Source organism: Streptomyces griseocarneus (assembly GCF_014655595.1).
GTDB classification, from domain to species: domain Bacteria; phylum Actinomycetota; class Actinomycetes; order Streptomycetales; family Streptomycetaceae; genus Streptomyces; species Streptomyces griseocarneus.
Window position 1 is genome coordinate 53,747 of record NZ_BNBL01000009.1, and the last position, 22,253, is coordinate 75,999.

19 protein-coding genes are annotated in these 22,253 nt (G+C 75.1%); 10 read left to right on the forward strand and 9 right to left on the reverse strand.

Annotated features, from left to right (window positions below; translation table 11 throughout):
* Window positions 1-23: 23 nt before the first annotated feature.
* From IE295_RS22305 to cobC, 5 genes are read left to right on the forward strand one after another with little or no spacing between them, the layout of a single operon-like run.
* Window positions 24-2,111: a putative cobaltochelatase gene (locus tag IE295_RS22305; RefSeq protein WP_190065506.1), complete on the forward strand. Its 2,088-nt coding sequence runs from the start codon at window positions 24-26 to the stop codon at window positions 2,109-2,111.
* Complete coding sequence (cobO, locus tag IE295_RS22310) at window positions 2,111-2,719, forward strand: cob(I)yrinic acid a,c-diamide adenosyltransferase (protein WP_190065507.1); 609 nt, start codon at window positions 2,111-2,113, stop codon at window positions 2,717-2,719. Before IE295_RS22305 ends, cobO begins: the two co-directional genes overlap by 1 nt.
* Window positions 2,713-4,119: a cobyrinic acid a,c-diamide synthase CobB gene (locus IE295_RS22315; protein WP_372478771.1), complete on the forward strand. Its 1,407-nt coding sequence runs from the start codon at window positions 2,713-2,715 to the stop codon at window positions 4,117-4,119. The genes cobO and IE295_RS22315 overlap by 7 nt, the downstream gene beginning before the upstream one ends.
* Window positions 4,116-4,493, forward strand: coding sequence for a cobalamin biosynthesis protein (locus tag IE295_RS22320; protein ID WP_224322854.1), 378 nt, complete (start codon window positions 4,116-4,118; stop codon window positions 4,491-4,493). The genes IE295_RS22315 and IE295_RS22320 overlap by 4 nt, the downstream gene beginning before the upstream one ends.
* Window positions 4,494-4,527: 34 nt before the next feature.
* The gene (cobC, locus tag IE295_RS22325) at window positions 4,528-5,580 is read left to right on the forward strand and encodes an Rv2231c family histidinol phosphate aminotransferase CobC (RefSeq protein ID WP_190065509.1); all 1,053 of its coding nucleotides are present in this window, start codon (window positions 4,528-4,530) and stop codon (window positions 5,578-5,580) included.
* Between the two features lie 14 nt (window positions 5,581-5,594).
* Here the strand turns inward: cobC and IE295_RS22330 are convergent, their stop codons facing one another.
* Both IE295_RS22330 and IE295_RS22335 read right to left on the reverse strand, forming a co-directional pair.
* The gene (locus IE295_RS22330; protein WP_190065711.1) at window positions 5,595-6,509 is read right to left on the reverse strand and encodes an SCO1860 family LAETG-anchored protein; all 915 of its coding nucleotides are present in this window, start codon (window positions 6,507-6,509) and stop codon (window positions 5,595-5,597) included.
* Between the two features lie 247 nt (window positions 6,510-6,756).
* Entirely contained in the window at window positions 6,757-7,893 is a 1,137-nt protein-coding gene (locus IE295_RS22335; RefSeq protein WP_224322857.1) for an amidohydrolase family protein, read from the reverse strand.
* Between the two features lie 428 nt (window positions 7,894-8,321).
* On the opposite strand from IE295_RS22335, the gene IE295_RS22340 reads away from it, so the two are divergent.
* Entirely contained in the window at window positions 8,322-9,593 is a 1,272-nt protein-coding gene (locus tag IE295_RS22340) for a sensor histidine kinase (RefSeq protein WP_224322858.1), read from the forward strand.
* A 5-nt stretch (window positions 9,594-9,598) separates the two neighbouring features.
* Window positions 9,599-10,249: a response regulator transcription factor gene (locus tag IE295_RS22345; protein ID WP_190065713.1), complete on the forward strand. Its 651-nt coding sequence runs from the start codon at window positions 9,599-9,601 to the stop codon at window positions 10,247-10,249.
* A 49-nt stretch (window positions 10,250-10,298) separates the two neighbouring features.
* On the opposite strand, the gene IE295_RS22350 is transcribed toward IE295_RS22345, so the two are convergent.
* The gene (locus IE295_RS22350) at window positions 10,299-11,438 is read right to left on the reverse strand and encodes a serine hydrolase domain-containing protein (protein WP_190065510.1); all 1,140 of its coding nucleotides are present in this window, start codon (window positions 11,436-11,438) and stop codon (window positions 10,299-10,301) included.
* A gap of 140 nt (window positions 11,439-11,578) precedes the next feature.
* On the opposite strand from IE295_RS22350, the gene IE295_RS22355 reads away from it, so the two are divergent.
* Window positions 11,579-12,781, forward strand: coding sequence for a TerD family protein (locus IE295_RS22355; RefSeq protein ID WP_190065715.1), 1,203 nt, complete (start codon window positions 11,579-11,581; stop codon window positions 12,779-12,781).
* 54 nt (window positions 12,782-12,835) lie between these two features.
* Here IE295_RS22355 and IE295_RS22360 read toward each other — a convergent pair whose 3' ends face one another.
* The 3 genes from IE295_RS22360 to IE295_RS22370 all read right to left on the reverse strand — a co-directional run bounded on the left by IE295_RS22360 (window position 12,836) and on the right by IE295_RS22370 (window position 17,099).
* Complete coding sequence (locus tag IE295_RS22360; protein ID WP_190065511.1) at window positions 12,836-13,876, reverse strand: MsnO8 family LLM class oxidoreductase; 1,041 nt, start codon at window positions 13,874-13,876, stop codon at window positions 12,836-12,838.
* 24 nt (window positions 13,877-13,900) lie between these two features.
* Window positions 13,901-15,352: an alkaline phosphatase PhoX gene (locus IE295_RS22365; protein ID WP_190065716.1), complete on the reverse strand. Its 1,452-nt coding sequence runs from the start codon at window positions 15,350-15,352 to the stop codon at window positions 13,901-13,903.
* Window positions 15,353-15,569: 217 nt separating this feature from the next.
* Window positions 15,570-17,099 carry a hypothetical protein gene (locus IE295_RS22370; protein WP_190065512.1) on the reverse strand — a complete coding sequence of 510 codons (1,530 nt, stop codon included), beginning with the start codon at window positions 17,097-17,099 and terminating at the stop codon, window positions 15,570-15,572.
* A 292-nt stretch (window positions 17,100-17,391) separates the two neighbouring features.
* Between IE295_RS22370 and IE295_RS22375 the strand changes: the two genes are divergently transcribed.
* Both IE295_RS22375 and dapA read left to right on the forward strand, forming a co-directional pair.
* Window positions 17,392-19,239: a DUF8508 domain-containing protein gene (locus IE295_RS22375; protein ID WP_190065717.1), complete on the forward strand. Its 1,848-nt coding sequence runs from the start codon at window positions 17,392-17,394 to the stop codon at window positions 19,237-19,239.
* 110 nt (window positions 19,240-19,349) lie between these two features.
* Complete coding sequence (gene dapA / locus IE295_RS22380; RefSeq protein ID WP_190065513.1) at window positions 19,350-20,240, forward strand: 4-hydroxy-tetrahydrodipicolinate synthase; 891 nt, start codon at window positions 19,350-19,352, stop codon at window positions 20,238-20,240.
* On the opposite strand, the gene IE295_RS22385 is transcribed toward dapA, so the two are convergent.
* From IE295_RS22385 to dapD, 3 genes are all read right to left on the reverse strand, one after another.
* Window positions 20,219-20,893: a hypothetical protein gene (locus tag IE295_RS22385; RefSeq protein WP_190065514.1), complete on the reverse strand. Its 675-nt coding sequence runs from the start codon at window positions 20,891-20,893 to the stop codon at window positions 20,219-20,221. The genes dapA and IE295_RS22385 overlap by 22 nt on opposite strands.
* On the reverse strand, window positions 20,890-21,048 hold the full coding sequence (locus tag IE295_RS22390) for a hypothetical protein (protein ID WP_190065515.1): 159 nt from the start codon (window positions 21,046-21,048) through the stop codon (window positions 20,890-20,892). Before IE295_RS22390 ends, IE295_RS22385 begins: the two co-directional genes overlap by 4 nt.
* A gap of 186 nt (window positions 21,049-21,234) precedes the next feature.
* Window positions 21,235-22,230, reverse strand: coding sequence for a 2,3,4,5-tetrahydropyridine-2,6-dicarboxylate N-succinyltransferase (gene dapD / locus IE295_RS22395; protein ID WP_190065516.1), 996 nt, complete (start codon window positions 22,228-22,230; stop codon window positions 21,235-21,237).
* Window positions 22,231-22,253: the final 23 nt, after the last annotated feature.

Below are 22,253 nucleotides of genomic sequence, written 5' to 3' on the forward strand. Positions count from 1 at the left end.
CCACTCGAAGGAGCGACCACCCCATGAGCACCCCCTATCCCTTCGCCGCGATCGTCGGCATGGACAGTCTGAGGCTGGCACTGCTGCTGAACGCCGTCTCGCCCGCCGTGGGCGGTGTGCTCGTACGGGGTGAGAAGGGAACGGCAAAGACGACGACAGTCAGGGCCCTGTCCACGCTGCTGCCTCAGGTCGAGACGGTCGGCGGCTGCCGGTTCTCCTGCGACCCCGCGGCCCCCGACCCCGCCTGCCCGGACGGGCCGCACGAGGGCGGTGCTTCCGAGGTCCGTCCCGCCCGCATGGTCGAGCTGCCGGTCGGCGCCTCCGAGGACCGCCTCGTCGGCTCGCTCGACATCGAGCGGGCGCTGTCCGAAGGCGTGAAGGCGTTCGAGCCGGGCCTGCTGGCCGCCGCGCACCGAGGCGTGCTCTACGTCGACGAGGTGAATTTGCTGGGCGACCACCTCGTGGACGCCCTCCTCGACGCGGCGGCGACCGGAGCCTCCTACGTCGAACGCGAAGGCGTCTCCGTCCGTCACGCGTCCCGCTTCCTCCTCGTCGGCACCATGAACCCCGAAGAGGGCGAGCTGCGCCCACAGCTCCTGGACCGCTTCGGGCTGACCGTCGAGGTCGCGGCCTCCCGCGAGACCGACGAGCGCGTCGAGGTCGTCCGCCGGCGTCTGGCCTACGACGAGGACCCGGCGGCGTTCGCCGCCAAGTGGGCCGCCGAGGAGGAGGCCCTGCGCGAGCGCATCGCCGCCGCGCGGGCGCTGCTGCCGGGCGTACGGCTCGGTGACGGCGCGCTGCGCCGGATCGCGGCCGTGTGCGCCGGGTTCGAGGTGGACGGCATGCGCGCCGACATCGTCACCGCGCGCACCGCGAGCGCGCTGGCCGCGTGGGCGGGGCGTACGGACGTGACGACGGCGGACGTACGGCAGGCGGCGCTGCTGTCGCTGCCGCACCGGCGGCGGCGCAATCCCTTCGACGCCCCGGGCCTGGACGAGGACAGGCTGGACGAGATCCTGCGGCAGTTCGAGGACGACGAACCCGAGCCGGAGCCCGACCCGGACCCGGAGCCCGAGGGCCCGGACGACAGCGGTCCCGAGGGCCCCGACGGCGGCGGGAAGCAGCCCCCGCAGGACGGTCCGGGCCCCGACGGCACCCCCGACGTGCCGCAGCAGCGGCAGGACTCCGACGCGCCCGCCCCCCAGCAGGAGAGCGCGAGCGCGCCCGAGGGCACTCCCGCGACCGGTACCGGCGGTGAGGCCCCCGAGGCCGCCGCCGTCGCCGCGGCCGACCCCTTCCGGACCCGCAGGTTCGACGTCCCGGGGCTGGGTGAGGGCGCCGACGGGCGCCGCTCGCGCGCCCTGACCGCGCACGGGCGCACCACGGGGGCGCGCCGTCCCCGCGGTGGCACCCTCGGCAAGCTGCACCTCGCGGCGACCGTGCAGGCCGCTGCCCCGCACCAGCGGGCGCGCGGGCGCAGCGGGCCGGGACTGGTGGTCCGGCGTGACGATCTGCGCGAGGCGGTGCGCGAGGGGCGCGAGGGCAATCTGGTGCTGTTCGTGGTCGACGCCTCCGGTTCCATGGCGGCGCGCAAGCGGATGGGCGCCGTCAAGGGCGCGGTGCTGTCGCTGCTGATGGACGCGTACCAGCGCCGGGACAAGATCGGCATGATCACCTTCCGGGGTGCCGGCGCGGAGGTGGCGCTGCCGCCGACGTCGTCGGTGGAGGCGGGCGCGGCGCGGCTGGAGAAGCTGCCGACCGGTGGTCGTACGCCGCTGGCCGCGGGGTTGCTGCGGGCGCACGACGTGTTGCGCGTGGAGCGGATGCGCGACCCGTCGCGCCGCCCGCTGCTGGTGGTGGTGACGGACGGCCGGGCCACGGGTGGTCCCGAGCCGCTGGCGCGGGCCGCGCGGGCGGCGGGGCTGCTGGCCGGCGAGGGCACGGCGTCGGTCGTCGTGGACTGCGAGGCGGGGCCGGTGCGGCTGGGGCTCGCGGGTGAGCTGGGCCGGGCGCTGGGCGGGCCGGTCGTGACACTCGACGAATTGCGCGCGGACAACGTCTCCGCGCTGGTACGTACCGTACGGAACACCGACACCAGGAGGGCCGCGTAATGCCCAAGGGACAGCCGACCGTCGTACCGGACGACGGGCTCACCACGCGCCAGCGCCGCAACCGGCCGCTGGTCTTCGTCCACACCGGCATCGGCAAGGGCAAGTCGACGGCCGCCTTCGGCCTGGCGCTGCGGGCCTGGAACCAGGGCTGGCCGATCGGGGTGTTCCAGTTCGTGAAGTCCGCGAAGTGGAAGGTCGGCGAGGAGAACGCGCTGCGCGTCCTCGGCGCCTCGGGCGAGGGCGGCACGGTGGACTGGCACAAGATGGGCGAGGGCTGGTCCTGGATCCAGCGGGACGCCAAAGAGGGCGAGCCGAGCAACGAGGAGAAGGCGCGCGAGGGCTGGGAGCAGGTCAAGCGCGACCTGGCGGCGGAGCGGTACAAGCTCTACGTGCTGGACGAGTTCGCCTACCCGATGCACTGGGGCTGGATCGACACGGACGAGGTGATCGAGGTGCTGCGGGACCGTCCGGGCACCCAGCACGTCGTCATCACCGGCCGCAACGCCCCGGAGAAGCTGGTCGACTTCGCGGACCTGGTGACGGACATGTCGAAGGTCAAGCACCCGATGGACACCGGCCAGAAGGGCCAGCGGGGCATCGAGTGGTGAGTACGCGCATCCCCCGCCTGGTCATCGCCGCGCCGGCGTCCGGCAGCGGCAAGACCACGGTGGCCACCGGCCTGATGCGGGCCTTCGCGGATGCGGGGCTCGCGGTGTCCCCGCACAAGGTCGGCCCGGACTACATCGATCCCGGCTACCACTCCCTCGCGACGGGCCGGCCCGGCCGCAACCTGGACGCGTTCATGTGCGGCCCGGAGCGGATCGCCCCGCTGTTCCTGCACGGGGCCGCGGGCTGTGACCTCGCCGTCGTCGAGGGCGTGATGGGTCTGTACGACGGGGCGGCCGGGCAGGGCGAGCTGGCGTCGACGGCGCACGTGGCGAAGCTGCTGCGGGCGCCGGTGGTGCTGGTCGTCGACGCGTCGTCGCAGTCGCGGTCGGTGGCGGCGCTGGTCCACGGCTTCGCCTCCTGGGATCCGGAGGTCCGGGTGGCGGGCGTGATCCTCAACAAGGTCGGCTCGGACCGTCACGAGGCGCTGCTGCGGGAGGCGTTGGAGGAGTCGGGGGTGCCGGTGCTGGGCGCCGTGCGGCGGGCGGGGCAGATCCATACGCCGTCCCGTCACTTGGGCCTGGTGCCGGTCGCCGAGCGGGCGGCGGAGGCGGTCGACGCGGTGGCGGCGTTCGCCGCCAGGGTCCGCGAGGGCTGCGACCTCGAGGCCCTGCTGGCCATGGCCCGCAGCGCCCCGCCCCTGCCGGGCGAGCCGTGGACCCCCGGTTCGTGGGCAGGCGTTCCGCAGGGCGGAACGGGTGGGCACGAACCGACCACCGGCCCGCAGCCGAACGGCGCCCCCGTCATCGCCGTGGCCGGCGGTGCCGCGTTCACCTTCTCGTACGCCGAGCACGCCGAACTGCTGCGCGCCGCCGGCGCCGAGGTGGTCACCTTCGACCCCCTCCGCGACGAGGCGCTGCCCCCCGGCACCTCGGGGCTCGTCATCGGCGGCGGCTTCCCCGAGATGTACGCCCCCGAGCTCTCCGCCAACGAACCGCTGCGCGCCGCCGTCGCCGCCCTCGCCGCGACCGGGGCGCCGGTCGCCGCCGAGTGCGCCGGGCTGCTGTATCTCGCCCGGTCGCTGGACGGCCGGCCGATGTGCGGCGTTCTGCCGGCGGACGCGCGGATGTCGGAGCGGCTGACGCTCGGTTATCGCGAGGCCGTGGCGATCGCGGACAATCCGCTGGCCGCGGCGGGCACCCGCGTCCGCGGGCACGAATTCCACCGCACGGTGATCGAGCCGGCCGCCGGGGACGCCCCGGCGTGGGGGATCACCCACCCCGCGCGCCGGGTGGAGGGCTTCGCGCAGGGCGGTGTGCACGCCTCGTACCTGCACGTCCACTGGGCGGGAGCCCCCGGCGCGGCGGCCCGGTTCGTGGCCGCGGCGGCGGGTGCGCGGTGAGCGGCGTGCTCTACGTCGGCGTCGGCGCGTGCCGTGACGTGGCCGCCGACGAGGTGCTGGACCTCCTGGGACGCGCCCTGGCGGAGGCCGGCGGCGGTACGGTCGCCGCCCTGGCGACCGTGGACGTCCGCTCCGCCGAGCCGGGGCTGCTGGCGGCGGCCGAGCGCCTCGGCGTGCCGCTGACCGCCTACGCCCCGGGCGTCCTGGCCGCGCAGCCGGTCCCGCATCCTTCCGAGGCGGCCCGCAGGGTGCTGGGCACGCCCGGTGTGGCGGAGGCGGCCGCGCTGCTGGCGGCGGGCCCGGGGGCGGTCCTGGCCGTGCCGAAGCGGAAGTCCGCGCACGTCACCGCGGCCGTCGCGCGCCGCCCCGCGTGAACGCCGCGTGCGCGCCCTCAGTACCGTCTATCGCATGCACGAGACGACCGAGCCCGATCTGCGGCACCACGGAGACGCCGAAGTACGCGGCATGGGCGCGGAACTGACGGACCTCGCGGTCAACGTGCGGGCGGGTACGCCCCCGCTGTGGCTGCGCGAGCACATAGCCGGCTCGCTCGGCGCGCTCGCCGCGTACCCGGACGGCCGGGCGGCCCGGAGGGCGGTGGCCGCGCGGCACGGGCTGCCGGAGGAACGGGTGTTGCTGACGGCGGGGGCGGCCGAGGCGTTCGTGCTGCTGGCCCGGGCGCTGCCGGTGCGGCGGCCGGTGGTGGTGCATCCGCAGTTCACCGAGCCGGAGGCGGCGCTGCGGGATGCCGGGCACACGGTGGAGCGGGTGGTGCTCGACGCGGCGGACGGGTTCCGCTTCGATCCGCGGGCGGTGCCGGGGGACGCGGATCTGGTGATCGTGGGCAACCCCACCAATCCGACGTCGGTGCTGCACCCCGCCCGCGCGCTGGCGCGGCTCGCGCGGCCGGGGCGGATCCTGGTCGTGGACGAGGCGTTCATGGACGCCGTGCCGGGCGAGCGGGAGTCGCTGGCGGCCCGTACGGACCTGCCGGGGCTGATCGTGCTGCGCAGCCTCACCAAGACCTGGGGGCTGGCGGGGCTGCGCGTCGGGTACGTGCTGGCCTCGCCCGGGAAGATCGCCCGGCTCGAGCGGGCCCAGCCGCTGTGGCCGGTGTCCTCGCCGGCGCTGGCGGCGGCGGAGGCGTGCAGCGCGGCCCCGGCGCTGGCCGAGGCCGCGGCGGCCGCGGACCGGATCGCCGCCGACCGGGCCCATCTGCAGCTGCGCCTGGCGGAGTTCGCCGAGGTGACCGTGTACGGGCCGGCGGCCGGGCCGTTCGTGCTGATCCGGCTGCCGAGGGCCGCGGCCGTGCGGACACGGCTGCGCGGCCTGGGCTTCGCGGTGCGCCGGGGTGACACGTTCCCGGGGCTGGGGCCGGACTATCTGCGGCTCGCGGTGCGGGACCGGGCGACGACGGACCGCTTCATCGCCGCCCTGGAGGAGGCGTTGACCGCCTCCTGAGGCCCCGGCCGTCCTCAGCCGCGCGCGGACCTGCGCCGTCGCACGGCGTAGAGCGCTCCCCCGCCGGCGACGACGAGGAGCCCGGCGCCGCCCGCGAGGTAGGGCGTGGTGGAGCTGCCGCCGGTCTCGGCGAGGCCGGCCGCCGCGGGCTCGGCCTCGCCGCGCGCGGCGGTCTGCGGCTTGATGTCCGTGCCGCCGGTCGTGGCGTCCTGCGAGCCCGTCGTGGGTGCGGCCGGTGCCTCGCAGCCGGCCCGTACCAGGGTCACGGTGCCCCGCACCTTGGCCACGCCGAGGGCCAGCGGGTCGATGGCGACGTCGAGGCCGAGGGCGGTCGCGGCGGCCGTGCGGGAGGTGGTGGCGGTCTTCGACAGCTCCAGCCGCACCTCGCCGACGCCGGGCACGGTGACCTTGGTGGTGCCGCTCGCGCCGATCGTGACCTTCTTCCCCAGTACGGAGACGCTGCCGGGCAGCTTGGCGGTGGCGGTGGGGGTGCGGCCCGCCGCGCAGACGGCCTCGGCGGTGACCTTCTCGACCTCGATCAGCGAGCGCAGCGGCAGGCCCGGGACGTGGACCGTGGCGTGCAGGAGCTCGGCGCGGCCCTGGGCGGTGTGCCGGTCGGTGGTGGCGCGGGAGGTGGCGGCCTCGGCGCGCAGGAGGGTGACGGGCCTGCCGCCCTCGACTCCGTCGAGGGTGACGGCGAGGGCCGCCTTGTGCGCGTCCGCCGGCGCCCGGACGTCGTTGAGGACGGCATTGACCGGGACGTGGGCGGTGCCGCCGAGCAGGGAGACGTCGAGGCCGGTGCGCAGGACGGTCGCGGTGGCCTTGCCCTCGCCGGCGCCGGGGCCGGTGGCGTGGGCGGGGGTGGCGCCGAGGGCGAGTGCGGTGGCGGTGGCCGTCGCGGCCAGCGTCGTGAAGCGGCGTGCGGGCATGCCGAAGGAGGAGCTGGTGGTGCTGAACACGTGTGTGGAACCCCCACGGGAGAACGGAGCCGCCGGCGCGCCAATGGGGGACATCGCGCGCCGACGGCATCGACCCCGCAATGTTCGACGCCGAACGGGTGAACTCCCAGAGATCCCACGTCAGTTCACCCCAAAGAATGGGTTTCGCCTACGCATTCGATTCACCGGGCACGGCAGGTGCCGGTAGCCCCCCGCGCCCCGGCCGCTCCCGGCCGGTTCAGCTCACCACGCGTCCCCTGAGCACCACCCGGCGCGGCGCGCCCAGGACGCGCACGTCGGCGCGCGGATCGGCCCCGTACACCACGAGGTCCGCGGGCGCGCCCTCCTCGATCCCGGGCCGGCCCAGCCAGGCGCGCGCCCCCCAGGTCGCCGCCGACAGCGCGGCCGCCGCCGGGATGCCGGCCCTGACCAGCTCCGCGACCTCCTGGGCGACCAGACCGTGGGGCAGCGAGCCGCCCGCGTCCGTGCCGACGAAGACCGGGATGCCGGCGTCGTAAGCGGCGCCCACGGTCTCGTACCGCCGCGCGTGGAGCCGGCGCATGTGGTCCGCCCAGCGGGGGAACTTGCCCTCGCCGCCGGCCGCGAGGCGGGGGAAGGTGGCGATGTTGACCAGCGTCGGCACGATGGCCACGCCGCGCTCGGCGAAGAGCGGGATCGTCTCCTGGGTCAGCCCGGTGGCGTGCTCGATGCAGTCGATGCCCGCCTCCACCAGGGGCGCCAGCGTCTCCTCGGCGAAGCAGTGGGCGGTGACGCGGGCGCCGAGCCGGTGCGCCTCGGCGATGGCGGCCTCGACCTCGCCGCGCGGCCAGCAGGCCCCCAGGTCGCCGGTCTCGCGGTCGATCCAGTCCCCCACCAGCTTGACCCAGCCGTCGCCCCGCCGCGCCTCGCGCGCCACGTACGCCACCAGGTCCTCGGGCTCGATCTCGTGCGCGTAGTTGCGGATGTAGCGGCGGGTGCGGGCGATGTGCCGGCCGGCGCGGATGATGCGGGGCAGGTCCTCGCGGTCGTCGATCCAGTGGGTGTCGGAGGGGGAGCCCGCGTCGCGCAGCAGCAGCGCCCCGGCGTGACGTTCCGTCAGCGCCTGCTTCTCGGCGGTCGCTTCGTCGACGGCGCCGTGCGCGTCGAGGCCGACGTGGCAGTGCGCGTCCACCAGGCCGGGCAGCACCCAGCCCTCGACGGTGGTGACGTCGCGCGCCCCGGCCGGCCGGTCGAACGTGATCCGCCCGCCCACCACCCACAGCTCGTCGCGCACCCCGTCGAGGGGGTCCGCGCCGGTCAATATCCGTCCCTTGATGTGCAGCACCGGCGGCTCCCGCAGGTCACGCACCGCCGCGCTCTCGTTCATGGAGGCCATGCACGCACTGTACGAGCCCCCGGCCGCCCCGGACGGGCCCCGGTCACCCTTCCTGAGGACGATCCTCGGATGGGTCCCGGGCAGGGCAACCCGGCGCGCCGCATGGGGCGCGGGCACGAGGAGAATCTCCGACCGGCGACCGATACGGTCTGCCGTCCAGGCCGACGTGCCGGGACGGCCGGTGCGGAATTCTGGACTTATGAGCAACTTGACGAAAGATTCACATCAGATCATGCCGAAGACGGTCGTTTCCCGGCAGATCATCCCGTCAGGGTTCCACGGGAACCGGGACGACCATCCCACCCGCCGCACCGTGCGCGGTGCGGGGCCCTGACCGCGAGGGCCGTCACCTACCCTGTCCGAGTGATCATCGGACTGTTCGCCCGCGCGGCCGGCGCCCGGCGCGAGGCCGCCGCGGTCCGTACTCCGTGACGGCCGCGCTGCGCCGCCTGGCCGGCGCGACGCTGGGCCACCGGGCCCGGCTGCGCTGGGTGCATCTGCTGCTCGGCGGCGCGCTGCTGATGCCCTATTACCTGCTGACGAGCACCGTGGTGTCGGTGTTCGTCCCCGGCGCCGTCGGCCTCTTCCTGCGCCCGTCCGTGGCCTGGCAGTTCGCCACCTTCGCGCTGTCCCTCCCGCCCGCCGCCGTGATGGGGCTCTACCCGCTCGTACGGCCGCTGACGGCCGGCGCGGTGCGGGCCCTGTGCGGGGTGCCGAGGGAGGAGCTGGACGCCCGCCCCAGCCGGTCGTGGGCGGCGCGGGGGCGCACGGCGACCTGGCACGTCCTGCACCTGCTGGCCGGCGGGATCGTCAGCGGGATGTCGCTGGCCGCCCCGCCCGCCGCGCTGTACCTGCTCGTCCTTCCGCTGCTGGGCGACACCGGCCGGGCCCGCGACACCGGCTGGGGCCTCTTCTTCCGGGGCCCCGGCCTGGCGCTGGCCCCGGTGGCCGGGCTGGGGCTGCTGGCGCTGGTCGTCGGCACCTCCTGGGCCGCCGGCACCCTGCTGGCGCGCTGCGCCCCCGTCCTGCTGGGGCCGACGGCGGCCGACCGCCTCGCCGAGGCCGAGCAGCACGCCATGCGGCTGGCCCTGCGCAACCGGCTGGCCCGGGAGCTGCACGACTCGGTCGGGCACGCGCTCAGTGCGGTGTCCCTGCAGGCGAGCGCCGCGCGCAGGGTCCTGGAGAGCGACCCGGAGTTCGCCCGGCAGGCCCTGGCCGCCATCGAGGAGACCACGCGCGAGGCGGTCGGCGAGCTCGACACCGTCCTCGGCCTGCTGCGCGAGGACGGCCCCGCCTCCTCCGCGCCCGCCCCCACCCTCGCCGGCCTGGACGGCCTCCTGCAGCGCACCCGCGCGGCGGGCGGCACGGTCGACTGCGCCGCGCCCCGGGGCCTGGAGAAGATACCGCCGGTCGTCTCCCGCGAGGCGTACCGGATCGTGCAGGAAGGCCTCAGCAACGCCCTGCGGCACGCGGGCCCGGTGCCCGTGGCCCTGCGGATCACCCTGGACGACGACGACCTGGAGGTCACCTTGGAGAACCCCGTGCGGCCCACCGCCGCCCACCGCCGCCCGGGCGGCGGCCGCGGACTGACCGGCATCGCCGAGCGCGCCCGGCTGCTGCGCGGCAGCGCCGCCTCGGGCGAACGCGACGGCGTGTGGCGGCTGTCGGTGCGCCTGCCCCTGCGGGGGGACGCCCGGTGACGCCGATACGCATCGTCCTCGCCGACGACGAGCGCCTGGTCCGCACCGCCCTGCGGGCCATCCTGGGCGCGGAGCCGGGGCTGGAGGTCGTCGGCGAGGCCACCACCGGCGCGGAGGCCGTCTCGCTGGTGCGCGAGACGCGCCCCGACATCGTGCTGATGGACGTGCGGATGCCCGAGGTCGACGGCATCCGGGCCACCGAGCGCATCCTGGCCACCATGGACGCCCCGCCCCGCGTCATCGTCGTCACCACCTTCGAGAACGACAGCTACGTCTACGACGCCCTGCGCGCCGGGGCCTCCGGCTTCCTCCTCAAGCGGGCGGGCGCCGACGAACTGGTCCAGGCCGTACGGGTGGTGGCCCGCAGCGACTCGCTGCTCTTCCCCTCGGCGGTACGGGCGCTGGCGGCCGCCCACACCGTCCGGCGGAGCGACGACGCGGCGCGCAGGCTGCGCGAGCGGCTGTCGGGGCGGGAGAGCGAGGTGCTCGAGCTGATGACGGCCGGGCTGTCGAACGCCGAGATCGCCGAACGGATGGACGTGGGGCCGGCGACGGTCAAGTCGCACGTGGCGGCGGTGCTGGCCAAGCTGGGGGTGCGCGACCGCACCCAGGCGGTCATCGCCGCCTACGAGTGCGGCTTCGTCTCCCTCCGCTGACGCGGGCCCGGCCGGCCCGGGCGGAGGGAGACGTCGCCGGACGCGGGCGTCAGCCGATGCAGTCGTGCACGGCCTTGATCAGCACGGCGTTCTCCGGAGCGGCGCCGCCGGGGAAGGCGAAGCGGCGCCGGTTGTAGCCGTAGGCCAGGCCGGTGCTGGGGTCGGCGAGCGCCTGCGAGCCGGCCGCGCCGCTGTGCCCGAAGGCCCGCGCGCCGAGGAAGGGGTAGTCGGCCGACGAGGAGGCGAAGCCCAGCCCGAAGACGTTCTGCCCGCCCAGCACCAGGTCGTGGCCGCTCGAGTGCGGCTGGGCGAACTCGGCCGCCGTCGCGGGCGTCAGCAGCGGCGCCTTGCCGTCGACCTCGCTGATGGCGGCCGCGTACATGCGCGCGAGTCCGCGCGCGGAGGCCACGCCGCCCACCGAGGCGGGCCCGGCGGCGCGGACGGCCCGGGAGTTGGGCAGGGCCTCGAGGACCGTGGGCACCACGTGGTTGCGGTTGAAGGCGATGCCCCGCCAGCTGTGGGCGCCTCCCGTCGTCTCCGCCAGAGCGCGCTTCTGCTCGGGCGTGGGGTCCATGGGCTGGATGTCGAGCACCCGGTGCTCGTGCTCCTCGGGCAGGCCCAGGTGGAAGTCGATGCCGTACGGTGCCCGGATCCGCGTCTCGTAGACCTCCTGGAGGCTCGAGCCGGTCGCGCGCCGGACGATCTCGCCGGTCAGGGCCCCGATGACGAAGGCGTGGTAGCCGAAGGCGGCACCCGGCCGCCAGAAGGGACGCTGGGCGGCCAGCCGCCGGGCGAGGGCGCGGTCGTCGGCCAGCTCCTCGGCGGTGAAGCCGCCGTCGACGCCGATCACGCCAGCGCGGTGCGCCAGCAGGTCGCGAAGGGTGACGTCCTCCTTGCCCGCGGCGCCGAACTCGGGCCAGTAGTGACGCACCTCCTTGTCCAGCTCCAGCGTGCCGTCCTGCACCAGCAGCGCCACGGTCAGGTGCGCGGCGCCCTTGGTGGAGGAGAACACTCCGGTGAGCGAGTCCCCCGTGATCTCCGGTCCGCCCCACAGGTCCACGACCTGTCGTCCGCCGACATAGGCGACCAGCTGGGCGGAGTGCCCGGCGCGCTCCTGCGCCAGCGTGGCCTCGAAGGCCTCGCGCACCGGCTCGAACCCCTCGGCGACGGTGCCCTGCGCGACAGTCATTGATGTCCCCCCACAATCAAGATCGGAAGCAGCTGTGCCCACCCCAGCCGCCCCGGCCGTTCGAATATTCCCCGCCCCATTCGGGCCCCGGGTCATGGAACCGTAAAGCCCCATGACTCGTTACCCGGGACATGACCGCTATGACACCCGGCTCGAACATCCCCCTCTCCGTCGCCCGTGTGACGGTGGACGTCACCGCCCCGGTGCGGCTCGACGTTTCGGGCCTGCTGCTCACCGCCGACGGCAAGGTGCGCTCCGACGACGACTTCGTCTTCTACAACCAGCCCAGCGGCCCGGGCGTGACCCACCGGGCCGCGTCCGGCGCCACGCCCGACGCGATCACCGTCGACACCGCGGCCGTCCCCGCCGCCATCGAGAAGATCGTGGTCACGGCGAGCCCGGACGCCCAGGGCGCCACCTTCGCCGGCATCGAGCCGACCGCGACCGTCCGCAACGCCGACGACGGCTCGGTGCTCGCCACGTTCACCCCGCCCCGGCTGGGCGCGGAGACGGCGCTGCTGGTCGTGGAGGTCTACCGCCGCAACGGCGCGTGGAAGGTCCGGGCGGTCGGCCAGGGGTATGCCGACGGCCTCGCGGGCATCGCCACGGACTTCGGCGTGAGCGTCGAGGAGCCGGCCCCGGCGGCGGCCCCGCCGGTGGCGGCCCCGGCGGCCGTCCCGCCCATGCCCGTCACCGCTCCCCCGGCGCCCCAGCACGCACCCGCAGCGCCCGCGGCGCCCGCGGCGCCCGCGCCCGTCGCGCCCGGCAAGATCAACCTCGACAAGGGCCGGGTGAGCCTCCGCAAAAACGAGACGGTCTCCCTGGTCAAGGGCGGACAGCCGCTGACCCGTTCGGTGAAGATGGGCCTGGGCTGGGAGCCCGCCTGGAACAGCCGGGCCATCGACCTGGACGCCTCGGTCATCGCCTACGGCCCCGACCGCAACATGATCGACGCCTGTTACTTCGGCCGCCTGCAGATCCTCAACGGCGCCATCCAGCACTCGGGCGACAACCTCACCGGCGACGGCTCGGGCGACGACGAGACCATCACCGTCCACATGGGCGGCCTGCCGCCGGAGGTGACGGGCCTGGTCTTCACGGTCAGCTCGTTCAACGGCCAGAAGTTCACCGAGGTCGCCAAGGCCTACTGCCGCCTCCTCGACGCCCAGACCGGCGAGGAGCTCGTCCGCTTCGACCTGACCGGGTCCGAGCCGAAGACGGGCGTCCTGATGTGCAAGTTCATCCGCCAGTTCTCCGGCGAGTGGGAGATGACGGCCATGGGCGACTACGTCAAGGCCAAGACGGTCCGCGACCTGGTGAAGCCGGCCGCGCAGGCGCTGTAGCGCGGGGCGCGCGCCGAGCGGGCCCGGACCGTCGCGACGGTCCGGGCCGGCTCGTCATGGCCGGCGGCCGGGGGCCGGCGTCGGGCAGGTCCCGGTCGTGCCGCCGGGGAGCGGTACTCCGGCCAGCCTCCGGTAGGAGTCGAGCAGTGCGGCGGTGTCGTACGAGCTGGTGGTGACCAGCACCTCGTCGGCGGCGGTCCGTCGCACCAGGGCGGCGAGGGCGGCGGCCACGTCCTCCTCGGTCCCGTGGACGTGTCCGCGCAGCGCGTCCTCGTAGAGCGTGCGCTCCCGGTCCGTCATCTCCAGGGCCTCGATCTCCTCGGCGGGCCGCAGCGGAGGGAACGCGCCGTGCGTGCGCGAGTGAGCCAGCGCCCACGCCTCGGGGACGAGCAGCCGCCGGGCGGCCTCCCGGCTCCCGGCCACCGCGACGTTCCCCGCGACGACCACGTACGGCTCGTCCCGCCACGCCGAGGGCGTGAAGGCCGCGCGGTACCGCCCGATCGCGGCGACCGTCGCCTCGCCGCCCGTCACGCCCCCGATGACCAGGGCGGCCCCCGCCCGGGCCGCGACCTCGGCGCCCGCGTCGTTGGCCAGCACGAACAGCGGCACCCGCAGCCCCTCGGCCGGGAAGGCGTGCACCCCGGGAAAGCGCGGCGGGCCCCCGCCGAACCACTCGGCGAGCTCCGTCAGCTGCTCGCCGAAGCCGGCCATCGCCTCCTTCTCCGTGCCCAGCGCCCGCCGGATGCCGTCCGTGAACCCCACCGACCGCCCGAGCCCCATGTCGATCCGGCCGGGGAAGAGCGACTCCAGCACCCCGAACTGCTCGGCGACCACCAGCGGCCGGTGGTTGGGCAGCATCACCCCGCCCGTGCCGACCCGGATGCGGGAGGTCGCCGCGGCCACCGCCGCCGCGAGCACGGCCGGCGCCGACCCGGCGACCCCCGGCACACTGTGGTGCTCCGACACCCAGAACCGGTGGTAGCCGAGCGCCTCGGCCTCCCGCGCGAACCGCACGGTCCCGCGCAAGGCCTCGCCCGGATCCCGCCCCCACCGGGTGCGGGAGCGGTCGAGTACGGAGAGCCGGAGAGGAGTCACCCCCTCTTCAACATCACCGGGACGTCAGGATTCCCGGCGCCCCTGCCGCCGCCACGGCCCGGTGATCGCAAGCATGATGCCGGGCTCCTGGAGGTTGGCGAACAGCGTCCGCCCGTCGGGCGAGAACGTCACCCCGGTGAACTCGCTGAACTCCGGCTTCTGCGGCGTGCCTATGTTGAGCTCGTTCCGCGCGACCGGGTACGTGCGCCCGTCGTCGGCGGCGCCGAACAGGTGCTGGACGCCCTCGCCGTCCTCCGCGATCACCAGGCCGCCGTACGGCGAGACGGTGATGTTGTCGGGGCCGTCGAAGGCACCGTCGCGGCCCGGGTCCTTGTTGACGCCGAGCAGCACCTTGAGCGTCAGCGTCCGGCGGCGCGGGTCGTAGAACCACACCTGGCCGTCGTGCTGGACCGGGCTCTCGTCCCGGGCGAAGGACGCCACCACGTAGACGCCGCCGTCGCCCCACCACATGCCCTCGAGCTTGCGCGCCCGGGTGACCGCGCCGGCCGCGAACTGCTTGCGCACGGGGACGGACCGCGCGTCGCGGTCGGGCACGTCCACCCAGTCCACGCCGTAGACCGTGCCGACGCGCGTGGCCCGGGACAGGTCGTCCACGAACCGGCCGCCGGAGTCGAAGCACTTGAAGGCCTGCAGCACGCCGGCGTCGGCGGCGAGGGTCCGCAGCCGGCCGCGTCCGTGCCGGAAGCCGTGCGGCGGCGTCCAGCGGTAGAAGAGCCCGTTGGGGCCGGCGGCGTCCTCGGTGAGGTAGAGGTGGCCGCGGCCGGGGTCGACGACGACGGCCTCGTGGGCGTAACGCCCCAGCGCCTTGACCGGCTTGGGGGCGCGGTTGGCCCGCCGGTCGTGGGGGTCGACCTCGAAGACGTAGCCGTGGTCCTTCGTCATGCCGTTCTGGCCGGCCTTGTCCTCGGTCTCCTCGCAGGTCAGCCAGGTCCCCCACGGGGTGCTGCCGCCCGCGCAGTTGGTGGACGTACCGGCGATGCCGACCCACTCGGCCACGTGCTCGCCGTGCCGGGCCACCTCGACGACCGTGCAGCCGCCGGCCGCGGCCGGGTCGTAGACGAGCCCCTCGGCGAGCGGCACGGGGTGCTTCCAGCCCGAGCGGGGGCCCCTGAGCTCGTGGTTGTTGACCAGCAGGGTCCGGCCGCGCGGCCCCTCGAACGCGGCGGTGCCGTCGTGGTGGGAGGGCGTGGACTCCCCCGACTCGAGCCTGGTGACGCCGGTGCGCGTCACCACGCGGTAGGAGAAGCCGGCGGGCAGGGCGAGGAGGCCTGCCGGGTCGGGCCGCAGCGGCCCGTACCCGAGCCGGCCGGGCCGGGCGGCGTCCGGGCCCGCGGCGTCCGGCTCGGCGGCGAGGGCGCCCGGCGCGCTCGCCAGCGCCCCCACGCTGCCGGTCAGGGCCACGCCCGCCCCGGCGAGGGCGGACCGCTTGGCGAACTCTCTTCGGCTGAAGCCCATGCTCATCGTCATCTCCAGGGGCGATACGGCCCCGGACCGCCCGGGACGCCGTCGCTACGGTCCCGTTGCCCGTGGAACACGCGATGAACACCCCCCGACGCCAACGCGACGACCGCCTTGCGGCCCCGTCGGGCCGGGGGCGGCCGCGACGGGGGGGCCGGTGCCGGGCGCCCCGGGGCCGCGCCCACACCCCGCAGGGGCCGGGTGCGGCGAGCCGTCAGCGGCGCGAGCGCGCCTTGAAGGCGGCCTTGCGGGCTTCCTTCGCCGTCTTCTTGTCGGGGTGCAGGCGCCCCATGGCCTCCAGGACCTCCGCCGTCGCGGGGTGGTCCACCCGCCAGGCGGCGTCGAAGAAGCCGCTGTGGCCGCTCACCAGGCCGACGACCAGGCCCCGCAGCTCCTCCGAGGCCGCCACGGCGTCGTCGCCGCGCGCCGCGAGCTGGGCGGCGATCGTGTCGATGGTCAGCCAGAAGACCATCGCCTCGCCCGGCTCGGGAATGTCGGCGGCGCCGCGCTCGGCGAGCCAGACGCGGGCGAGGCCGCCGAGCTGGGGGTCGTCGAGGACCTCGCGCAGCGCGGGCTCCGCCTCGGCGCCCAGGAGCGAGAGGGTCTGCTGGCAGGCGAGGCGGCGCCGGGGGGAGTCCTCGTCCGTGCCGCGCGCGGCGGCGAGGAGCTCACGGGCCGCGTCCAGCGGGGCGCGGCGGGCGAGCCACAGCTCGGTCTCGGTGCGGACCAGCCCCTCGGGGTGGCCGGGCAGCGCGGCGAGCAGCGCGCTCGCGTCGGCCTCGGCGAGGTCGCCGACGGCGGGCGCGTCGATGCCGGCGTCGAGCATGCGGGCCCGCACGCCGTAGAGGCCGAGGGGGGTCAGGGCGACCATGCCGTAGCGGCTGACGTCCTCCTCCTCGGGGACGTCGGAGACCACGCCGTCGACGGACTCGCGGATGTGGCCCTCCCCGTCGATCTCCTCGATGAGGGATTCGTCGACCGGCTGGTAGCGCACCAGGCCGGTCGGCTCGAGCAGCCGGAACTGGTCGTCGAGCCGCATCATCGCGTCGGAGACCTCTTCGAGGACGTCGTCCGTGGGCTCGTCCATGTCGTCGGGGACGATCAGGGACGCGGCGAGCGCGGGCAGCGGTACGGACCGGCCGGCCTCGCCGTCGTCGATGGCGGTGAGGAGGTAGAGGTTGCCGAGGATGCCGTCGAGGAAGTCGGCCTCCTCCTCGGGGTTCCAGTCGATGGAGTCGAGGTCGATGTCACCGGTCTCGTCGAGCTGGTCGACGAGGTCGCCGAGGTCGGGCGTGGCGGCGTCGGCCAGGACGGTCTCCAGGCCGGCGAGCCAGACCTCGAGGATGTCCTGGGGGCTGCCGGAGGTCAGCGTGGCGAGCTCCTCGCCGACGCGGGCGGTGCCGGAGGGCTCGTCCTCGTCCTCGGCGGCCTCCTCGCCCTCGCCGCCGGCGGCCCGCTCCGGCTCCTCCTCCGTGAACTCCACCAGCCCGGTGTCGAGCGCGAGCTGCCAGGCCTCGGCGGTGTGGGTCGTGCCGTCCTCCTCGCCCTCCAGGCCGAGCAGCGCGGTCGCGGCCCGGAGCTGACCGGCGAGCAGTTCGCCGCCCGCGCCGACCGGGGTGCCCTCGCCCGCCCAGCGGGCGAGCTTCGCGGCGCGCGCGAACAGCGGCGCGCTGAGCGCGTCCCGCGCGAGCTCCGCGTCGGAGGGGAGCCGCACCGGCGGCATGGTCGGGCGGTCTCCGGACATCAGGGGGGCATCTCCTCGTCGGTTCGGCCGCGCCCGGGTTGCGTCGGTGATCGGGGCGCGCGAGGCTCCAGCGTAGACGGGTTTCGTCCCGTGCCGCCCGGTTCATGGGCCCGGCGTCGGACCCAGCAAAGCGGAATGCCCGCGACCTCTTGACAACTGCCCCGCCCGCACCGGACATTGACGCGCGTAGATTGCGTGTTGCCTCCGCAACGGTTTGTAATCACCCAGCACCACACATGATCAGCGATTCCTGGTCAACCCCCCTCATCACTCCCCTTCGGAGGATTTTGTGCTGCCCAACCGCCGTCCCACGCGCACGCACCGCCGCGCGGCGACCGTCGGCTCCCTGGTCGCCGGCGCCCTCGCGGCCGGACTGCTCGTCCCCGCCCAGTCCGCGAGCGCGGCCCCCGGCTCCGGCATACGGATCCACGACATCCAGGGCACCACGCGCATATCCCCGCTCGCCGGCCGGCAGGTGCAGGACGTGCCGGGCGTCGTCACGGCCGTGCGGAACTTCGGCTCGGCCCGCGGCTTCTGGTTCCAGGACACCGCCGCCGACCGCGACGACGCGACCAGCGAGGCGGTCTTCGTCTTCACCGGCCAGACCCCGCCCCCCGTCGCCGTCGGCGACGCCGTGCTGGTCTCGGGCACGGTCAGCGAGTACTACCCCGGCGGCGAGGCCGCCGGCCTGCAGTCGGTCACCCAGATCGGCAAGCCCACCGTGACGGTGAAGTCCTCGGGCAACTTCCTGCCCGCCCCCGTCCGGCTGCGCCCGTCCCTCGTGCCCGACCGCTACGCGCCCGACGCCCGCGGCGGCTCCATCGAGAAGCTCCCGCTGAAGCCCGCCCGTTACGCGCTGGACCGGTACGAGTCCCTGGAGGGCATGCGGGTCGAGGTCCGCGACGCCCCCGTCGTCGGCGCGACGAACGAGCACAAGGAGCTGTGGGTCACCGCCGAGCCCCGCCACAACCGCACCGGCCGCGGCGGCACGCTCTACGGCTCGTACGCCGACCCCAACGCGGGCCGGGTGAAGGTCGCCTCGCTGATCCCCTACGCGCAGCGTCCCTTCCCCGTCGCGAACGTCGGCGACGAGCTGACCGGCAGCACCGCCGGCCCGCTGGACTACAACAACTTCGGCGGCTACACCATCCAGGCCACCGCGCTGGGCTCGCTCACCGACCACAAGCTCGCGCGCGAGACCACGCGCAAGCAGAAGAGCGACGAGCTGGCCGTCGCCACGTACAACGTGGAGAACCTCTCCCCCAAGACCCCGCAGGCGAAGTTCGACCGCCTGGCGGCCGCGCTGGTGACCAACCTCTCCTCGCCCGACATCGTGGCCCTGGAGGAGGTGCAGGACGACGACGGCACCACCAACGGCGGCGTGGTCGACGCCGGCCTGACGCTGAAGAAGCTCACGGACGCGATCGCGGCGGCGGGCGGCCCGGCGTACGAGTGGCGGCAGATCAACCCGGTCGACGGCCAGGACGGCGGCCAGCCGGGCGGCAACATCCGTACCGCCTTCCTCTTCAACCCCGCGCGCGTGTCCTTCAAGGACATCCCGGGCGGCGACTCCACCACGGCGGTGAAGGTCACCCGCGAGGGCGGCAAGGCCGCGCTGAGCGCCTCCCCCGGCCGGATCGACCCGGCGAACGCCGCCTGGGCGAACAGCCGCAAGCCGCTGGCGGGGCAGTTCTCCTTCCGGGGCAAGGACGTCTTCGTCGTCGCCAACCACTTCAACTCCAAGGGCGGCGACCAGGCCGTCGACGGCCGCTTCCAGCCCCCGGCCCGCACCTCGGAGACCCAGCGCACCCAGCAGGCGAAGGCCGTCAACGCCTTCGTCAAGGAGCTGCTGGCCGCCGACCGGGGCGCGAACGTGATCGTCGCCGGCGACCTCAACGACTACCAGTTCTCGCCCGCGCTCAAGACGCTCACCGCGGGCGGCGTCCTGAACGACCTGGTCGACACGCTCCCGAAGAAGGAGCGCTACGGCTATGTCTTCCAGGGCAACTCGCAGGTCCTGGACCACATCCTGACCAGCCGCCACCTGGGCCGCGTCGACTACGACATCGTGCACGTCAACGCCGAGTTCGCGGACCAGGCCAGCGACCACGACCCGCAGGTGCTGCGCTGGAAGCCGTAGCAACACTTAGCGGTTCCCAGGAGAACAATTAAATAGACCTGTACGGTCGAAGGGGCCCAGAATCCGGTGGAGAAGCAGTAGCCCGCACCGCCGGAAGAGAGTGACGTCCCATGCCGCCCCTGCGCCCCTTCGGCCGTACCGTCTGCGCGATGGTCACCCCCTTCACCGCGGAGGGGGAGCTCGACCTCGACGGCGCCCAGCGCCTCGCCGACCGGCTCGTCGGCGAGGGCGGCTGCGACGGACTCGTCCTCAGCGGCACCACGGGCGAGTCGCCGACGACCTCCGACGCGGAGAAGAGCGCGCTGATCCGGGCCGTGGCCGAGGCGGTCGGCGACCGCGCGCGGATCACGGCGGGCGTGGGCTCGGCCGACACCCGGCACACGGCGGAGCTGGCCCGGGCGGCCGAGAAGGCCGGCGCGCACGGCGTGCTGGTGGTGACCCCCTACTACAGCAGGCCTCCCCAGGAGGACGTCGCCGAGCACTTCCGCACCGTCGCCGACGCGGTCGGGCTGCCGGTGATGCTGTACGACATCCCGGGCCGCACCGGCACCAGGATCGAGCCGGAGACCATGCTGCGGCTGGCCGAGCACCCGCGCATCGCGGGCGTCAAGGACTGCTCGTACGACCTGCTGGGCAGCTCGAAGGTGATCGCCCGGACCGGCCTCGCCTACTACTCCGGCTGCGAGGAGCTCAACCTCCCGCTGCGCGCGGTGGGCGCCACGGGCTACGTCAGCACCGTCGCCAACGTCGCGGGGCCGCTGCTGGCCGCCGCCCTCGACGCCTACGACCGCGGCGCGACCGCCGAGGCGACCGCCCACCACCAGCGCGTCCTGCCGCTGACCGAGCTGATGATGGCCGCCGGCCTGCCGGGCACGGTCACCGCCAAGGCGCTGCTGGGCGCGCTCGGCCTGCCCGGCGGGCCGGTACGGGCGCCACTGCGCCCGGCCGACGCCCAGCGGACCGCGGCACTGCTCGACGCCTACAACTCGCTGTCGCGGTAACCCTGCCCGGCCACCTTCGCCAGCCGGCCCTGGAACCAGTCGAGCCGGGCCTGCAGCAGGGCGGCCTCCGCCATCAGCTCGGTGACGGCCGAGGCGTCCGGCTCCCGGCCCCCGGTCCCCTCCTGCGCGGTGATGGTCAGCTCCCCGCCGGCCAGCTCCCCGAACTCCCCGAACGTCCATCCCGCGTGCCCCAGGGCGCAGCCCCCGCAGTCGGCGGCCACGGCCCGCCATCCGGGCCGTCCCCAGCCGGCGTCCGCGAAGCGCGTGGCGGCCCGGCCGCAGCCGCAGGGGCCGACGCGCACGGCGCGCACCCGCTGGCGGGCGTAGCGCATGCCGCGCTCGTAGCGGATGTAGGAGCCGAGCACGGACACCTCGAGCACCACGGCGCGGCGGTGCGCGCCGACGCAGGTCAGGCCGAGGGTCTCGGTGAGCGAGTGGAGGCAGTGGAAGCCGCAGTCGCAGCGGCGGGCGGGGGCGGCGTGCCGGCGGCCGTAGACGCAGCGCGCGTCGGCGAGCACGCCGTAGGGGCTGCCGCCGCCGAGCGAGACGCCGGTGAAGCCGGCCCGGGTGCCGTCGTGGGAGAGCACCGGGTAGGCGATCTTGTAGCCGGTGGGCGGCGTCGCGGGGTGTTCCCGGGGGAGCCGCAGCCTCATAGCGCGGCGGCCGGGGCCTCGGCGGGGGCCCGGTCGGCGTCCTGCGCGCGTCCCGCGGCCGGCTCCGCCGCCTCGTGGGCGCCCGGGGCGGGCGTCTCGTCGGACGCCGGCGTTTCCTCGGCGATGCCGACGGCCAGTGGTTTGCCGAGCCTCATGACGCCTCCCGTGACGGTCGGTTCCGCTGCACGGTCCTCATGGTGGCGCAGTTTGTCCCGAGATCACCAGAGCGTCCGGGCCAAGACGTACGCCGGACGCGGGCGTTGGGGTCCGGCGCCCGGCGCCCGGCGCCCTTCCGGGCCGCCCGGGACGGGGCGGGCCGGAAGGGCACTCGGCGCGGATGCTCAGTTGTGGCTGTGCAGGACCTCGTTGAGGCCGCCCCAGGTGCTCTTGTAGGGGAGGGCCTCGACGGAGCCGGTGGTGGAGTTGCGGCGGAAGAGGATGTTGTCGGCGCCGGAGAGCTCCAGGGCCTTGACGACCTCGCCGTCCGGCAGCGTGACGCGGGTGCCGGCGGTGATGTACAGGCCCGCCTCGACGACGCACTCGTCGCCGAGCGCGATGCCGATGCCGGACTCGGCGCCCAGCAGGCAGCGCTCGCCGATGGAGATGATCTGCTTGCCGCCGCCGGAGAGGGTGCCCATGGTGGAGGCGCCGCCGCCGATGTCGGTGCCGTCGCCGACGACGACGCCCGCGCTGATGCGGCCCTCGACCATGGAGGTGCCGAGCGTGCCGGCGTTGAAGTTGACGAAGCCCTCGTGCATGACGGTGGTGCCGGAGCCGAGGTGGGCGCCCAGGCGGACGCGGTCGGCGTCGGCGATGCGGACGCCGGAGGGGGCGACGTAGTCGGTCATGCGCGGGAACTTGTCGATGCTGGTGACCTGCAGGTGCAGGCCCTCGGCACGGGCCTTCAGGCGCACCGTCTCGACCTGGTCGACGGCGACGGGGCCCAGCGAGGTCCAGGCGACGTTGGCGAGCAGGCCGAAGATGCCGTCGAGGTTCTGGCCGTGCGGCTTCACCAGGCGGCTGGAGAGCAGGTGGAGGCGCAGGTAGGCGTCGTGCGCGTCGAGGGGCTTGTCCTCGAGGGAGGCGATGACCGTGCGGACGGCGACGACGTTCACGCCCCGGCGCGGGTCCGGGCCGACGGCCTGGACGGCGGCCTCGCCGAGCAGCTCGGCGGCGAGGTCGGCGGTCAGCACCTCGGTGCCGGCCGGGCCGGGCGCGTCGGCCAGCTGGGGGGCCGGGAACCAGGTGTCGAGGACGGTGCCGTCCACGGTGATCGTGGCGAGGCCGGCGGCGACGGCGCCGGAGGTACGGGAAGCGGGGGCAACAGCATCGGTCATGCCCGAAAACCTAACCGGACCAG

Bases quoted from the DNA above. Each gene is read 5' to 3' on its own strand.
- IE295_RS22305 (WP_190065506.1), top strand. From the start codon at position 24: ATGAGCACCCCCTATCCCTTCGCCGCGATCGTCGGCATGGACAGTCTG.
- cobO (WP_190065507.1), top strand. From the start codon at position 2,111: ATGCCCAAGGGACAGCCGACCGTCGTACCGGACGACGGGCTCACCACG.
- cobC (WP_190065509.1), top strand. From the start codon at position 4,528: ATGCACGAGACGACCGAGCCCGATCTGCGGCACCACGGAGACGCCGAA.
- IE295_RS22330 (WP_190065711.1), bottom strand. From the start codon at position 6,509: ATGCCCGCACGCCGCTTCACGACGCTGGCCGCGACGGCCACCGCCACC.
- IE295_RS22335 (WP_224322857.1), bottom strand. From the start codon at position 7,893: ATGGCCTCCATGAACGAGAGCGCGGCGGTGCGTGACCTGCGGGAGCCG.
- IE295_RS22350 (WP_190065510.1), bottom strand. From the start codon at position 11,438: ATGACTGTCGCGCAGGGCACCGTCGCCGAGGGGTTCGAGCCGGTGCGC.
- IE295_RS22355 (WP_190065715.1), top strand. From the start codon at position 11,579: ATGACACCCGGCTCGAACATCCCCCTCTCCGTCGCCCGTGTGACGGTG.
- IE295_RS22365 (WP_190065716.1), bottom strand. From the start codon at position 15,352: ATGGGCTTCAGCCGAAGAGAGTTCGCCAAGCGGTCCGCCCTCGCCGGG.
- IE295_RS22370 (WP_190065512.1), bottom strand. From the start codon at position 17,099: ATGTCCGGAGACCGCCCGACCATGCCGCCGGTGCGGCTCCCCTCCGAC.
- dapA (WP_190065513.1), top strand. From the start codon at position 19,350: ATGCCGCCCCTGCGCCCCTTCGGCCGTACCGTCTGCGCGATGGTCACC.
- IE295_RS22385 (WP_190065514.1), bottom strand. From the start codon at position 20,893: ATGAGGCTGCGGCTCCCCCGGGAACACCCCGCGACGCCGCCCACCGGC.
- IE295_RS22390 (WP_190065515.1), bottom strand. From the start codon at position 21,048: ATGAGGCTCGGCAAACCACTGGCCGTCGGCATCGCCGAGGAAACGCCG.
- dapD (WP_190065516.1), bottom strand. From the start codon at position 22,230: ATGACCGATGCTGTTGCCCCCGCTTCCCGTACCTCCGGCGCCGTCGCC.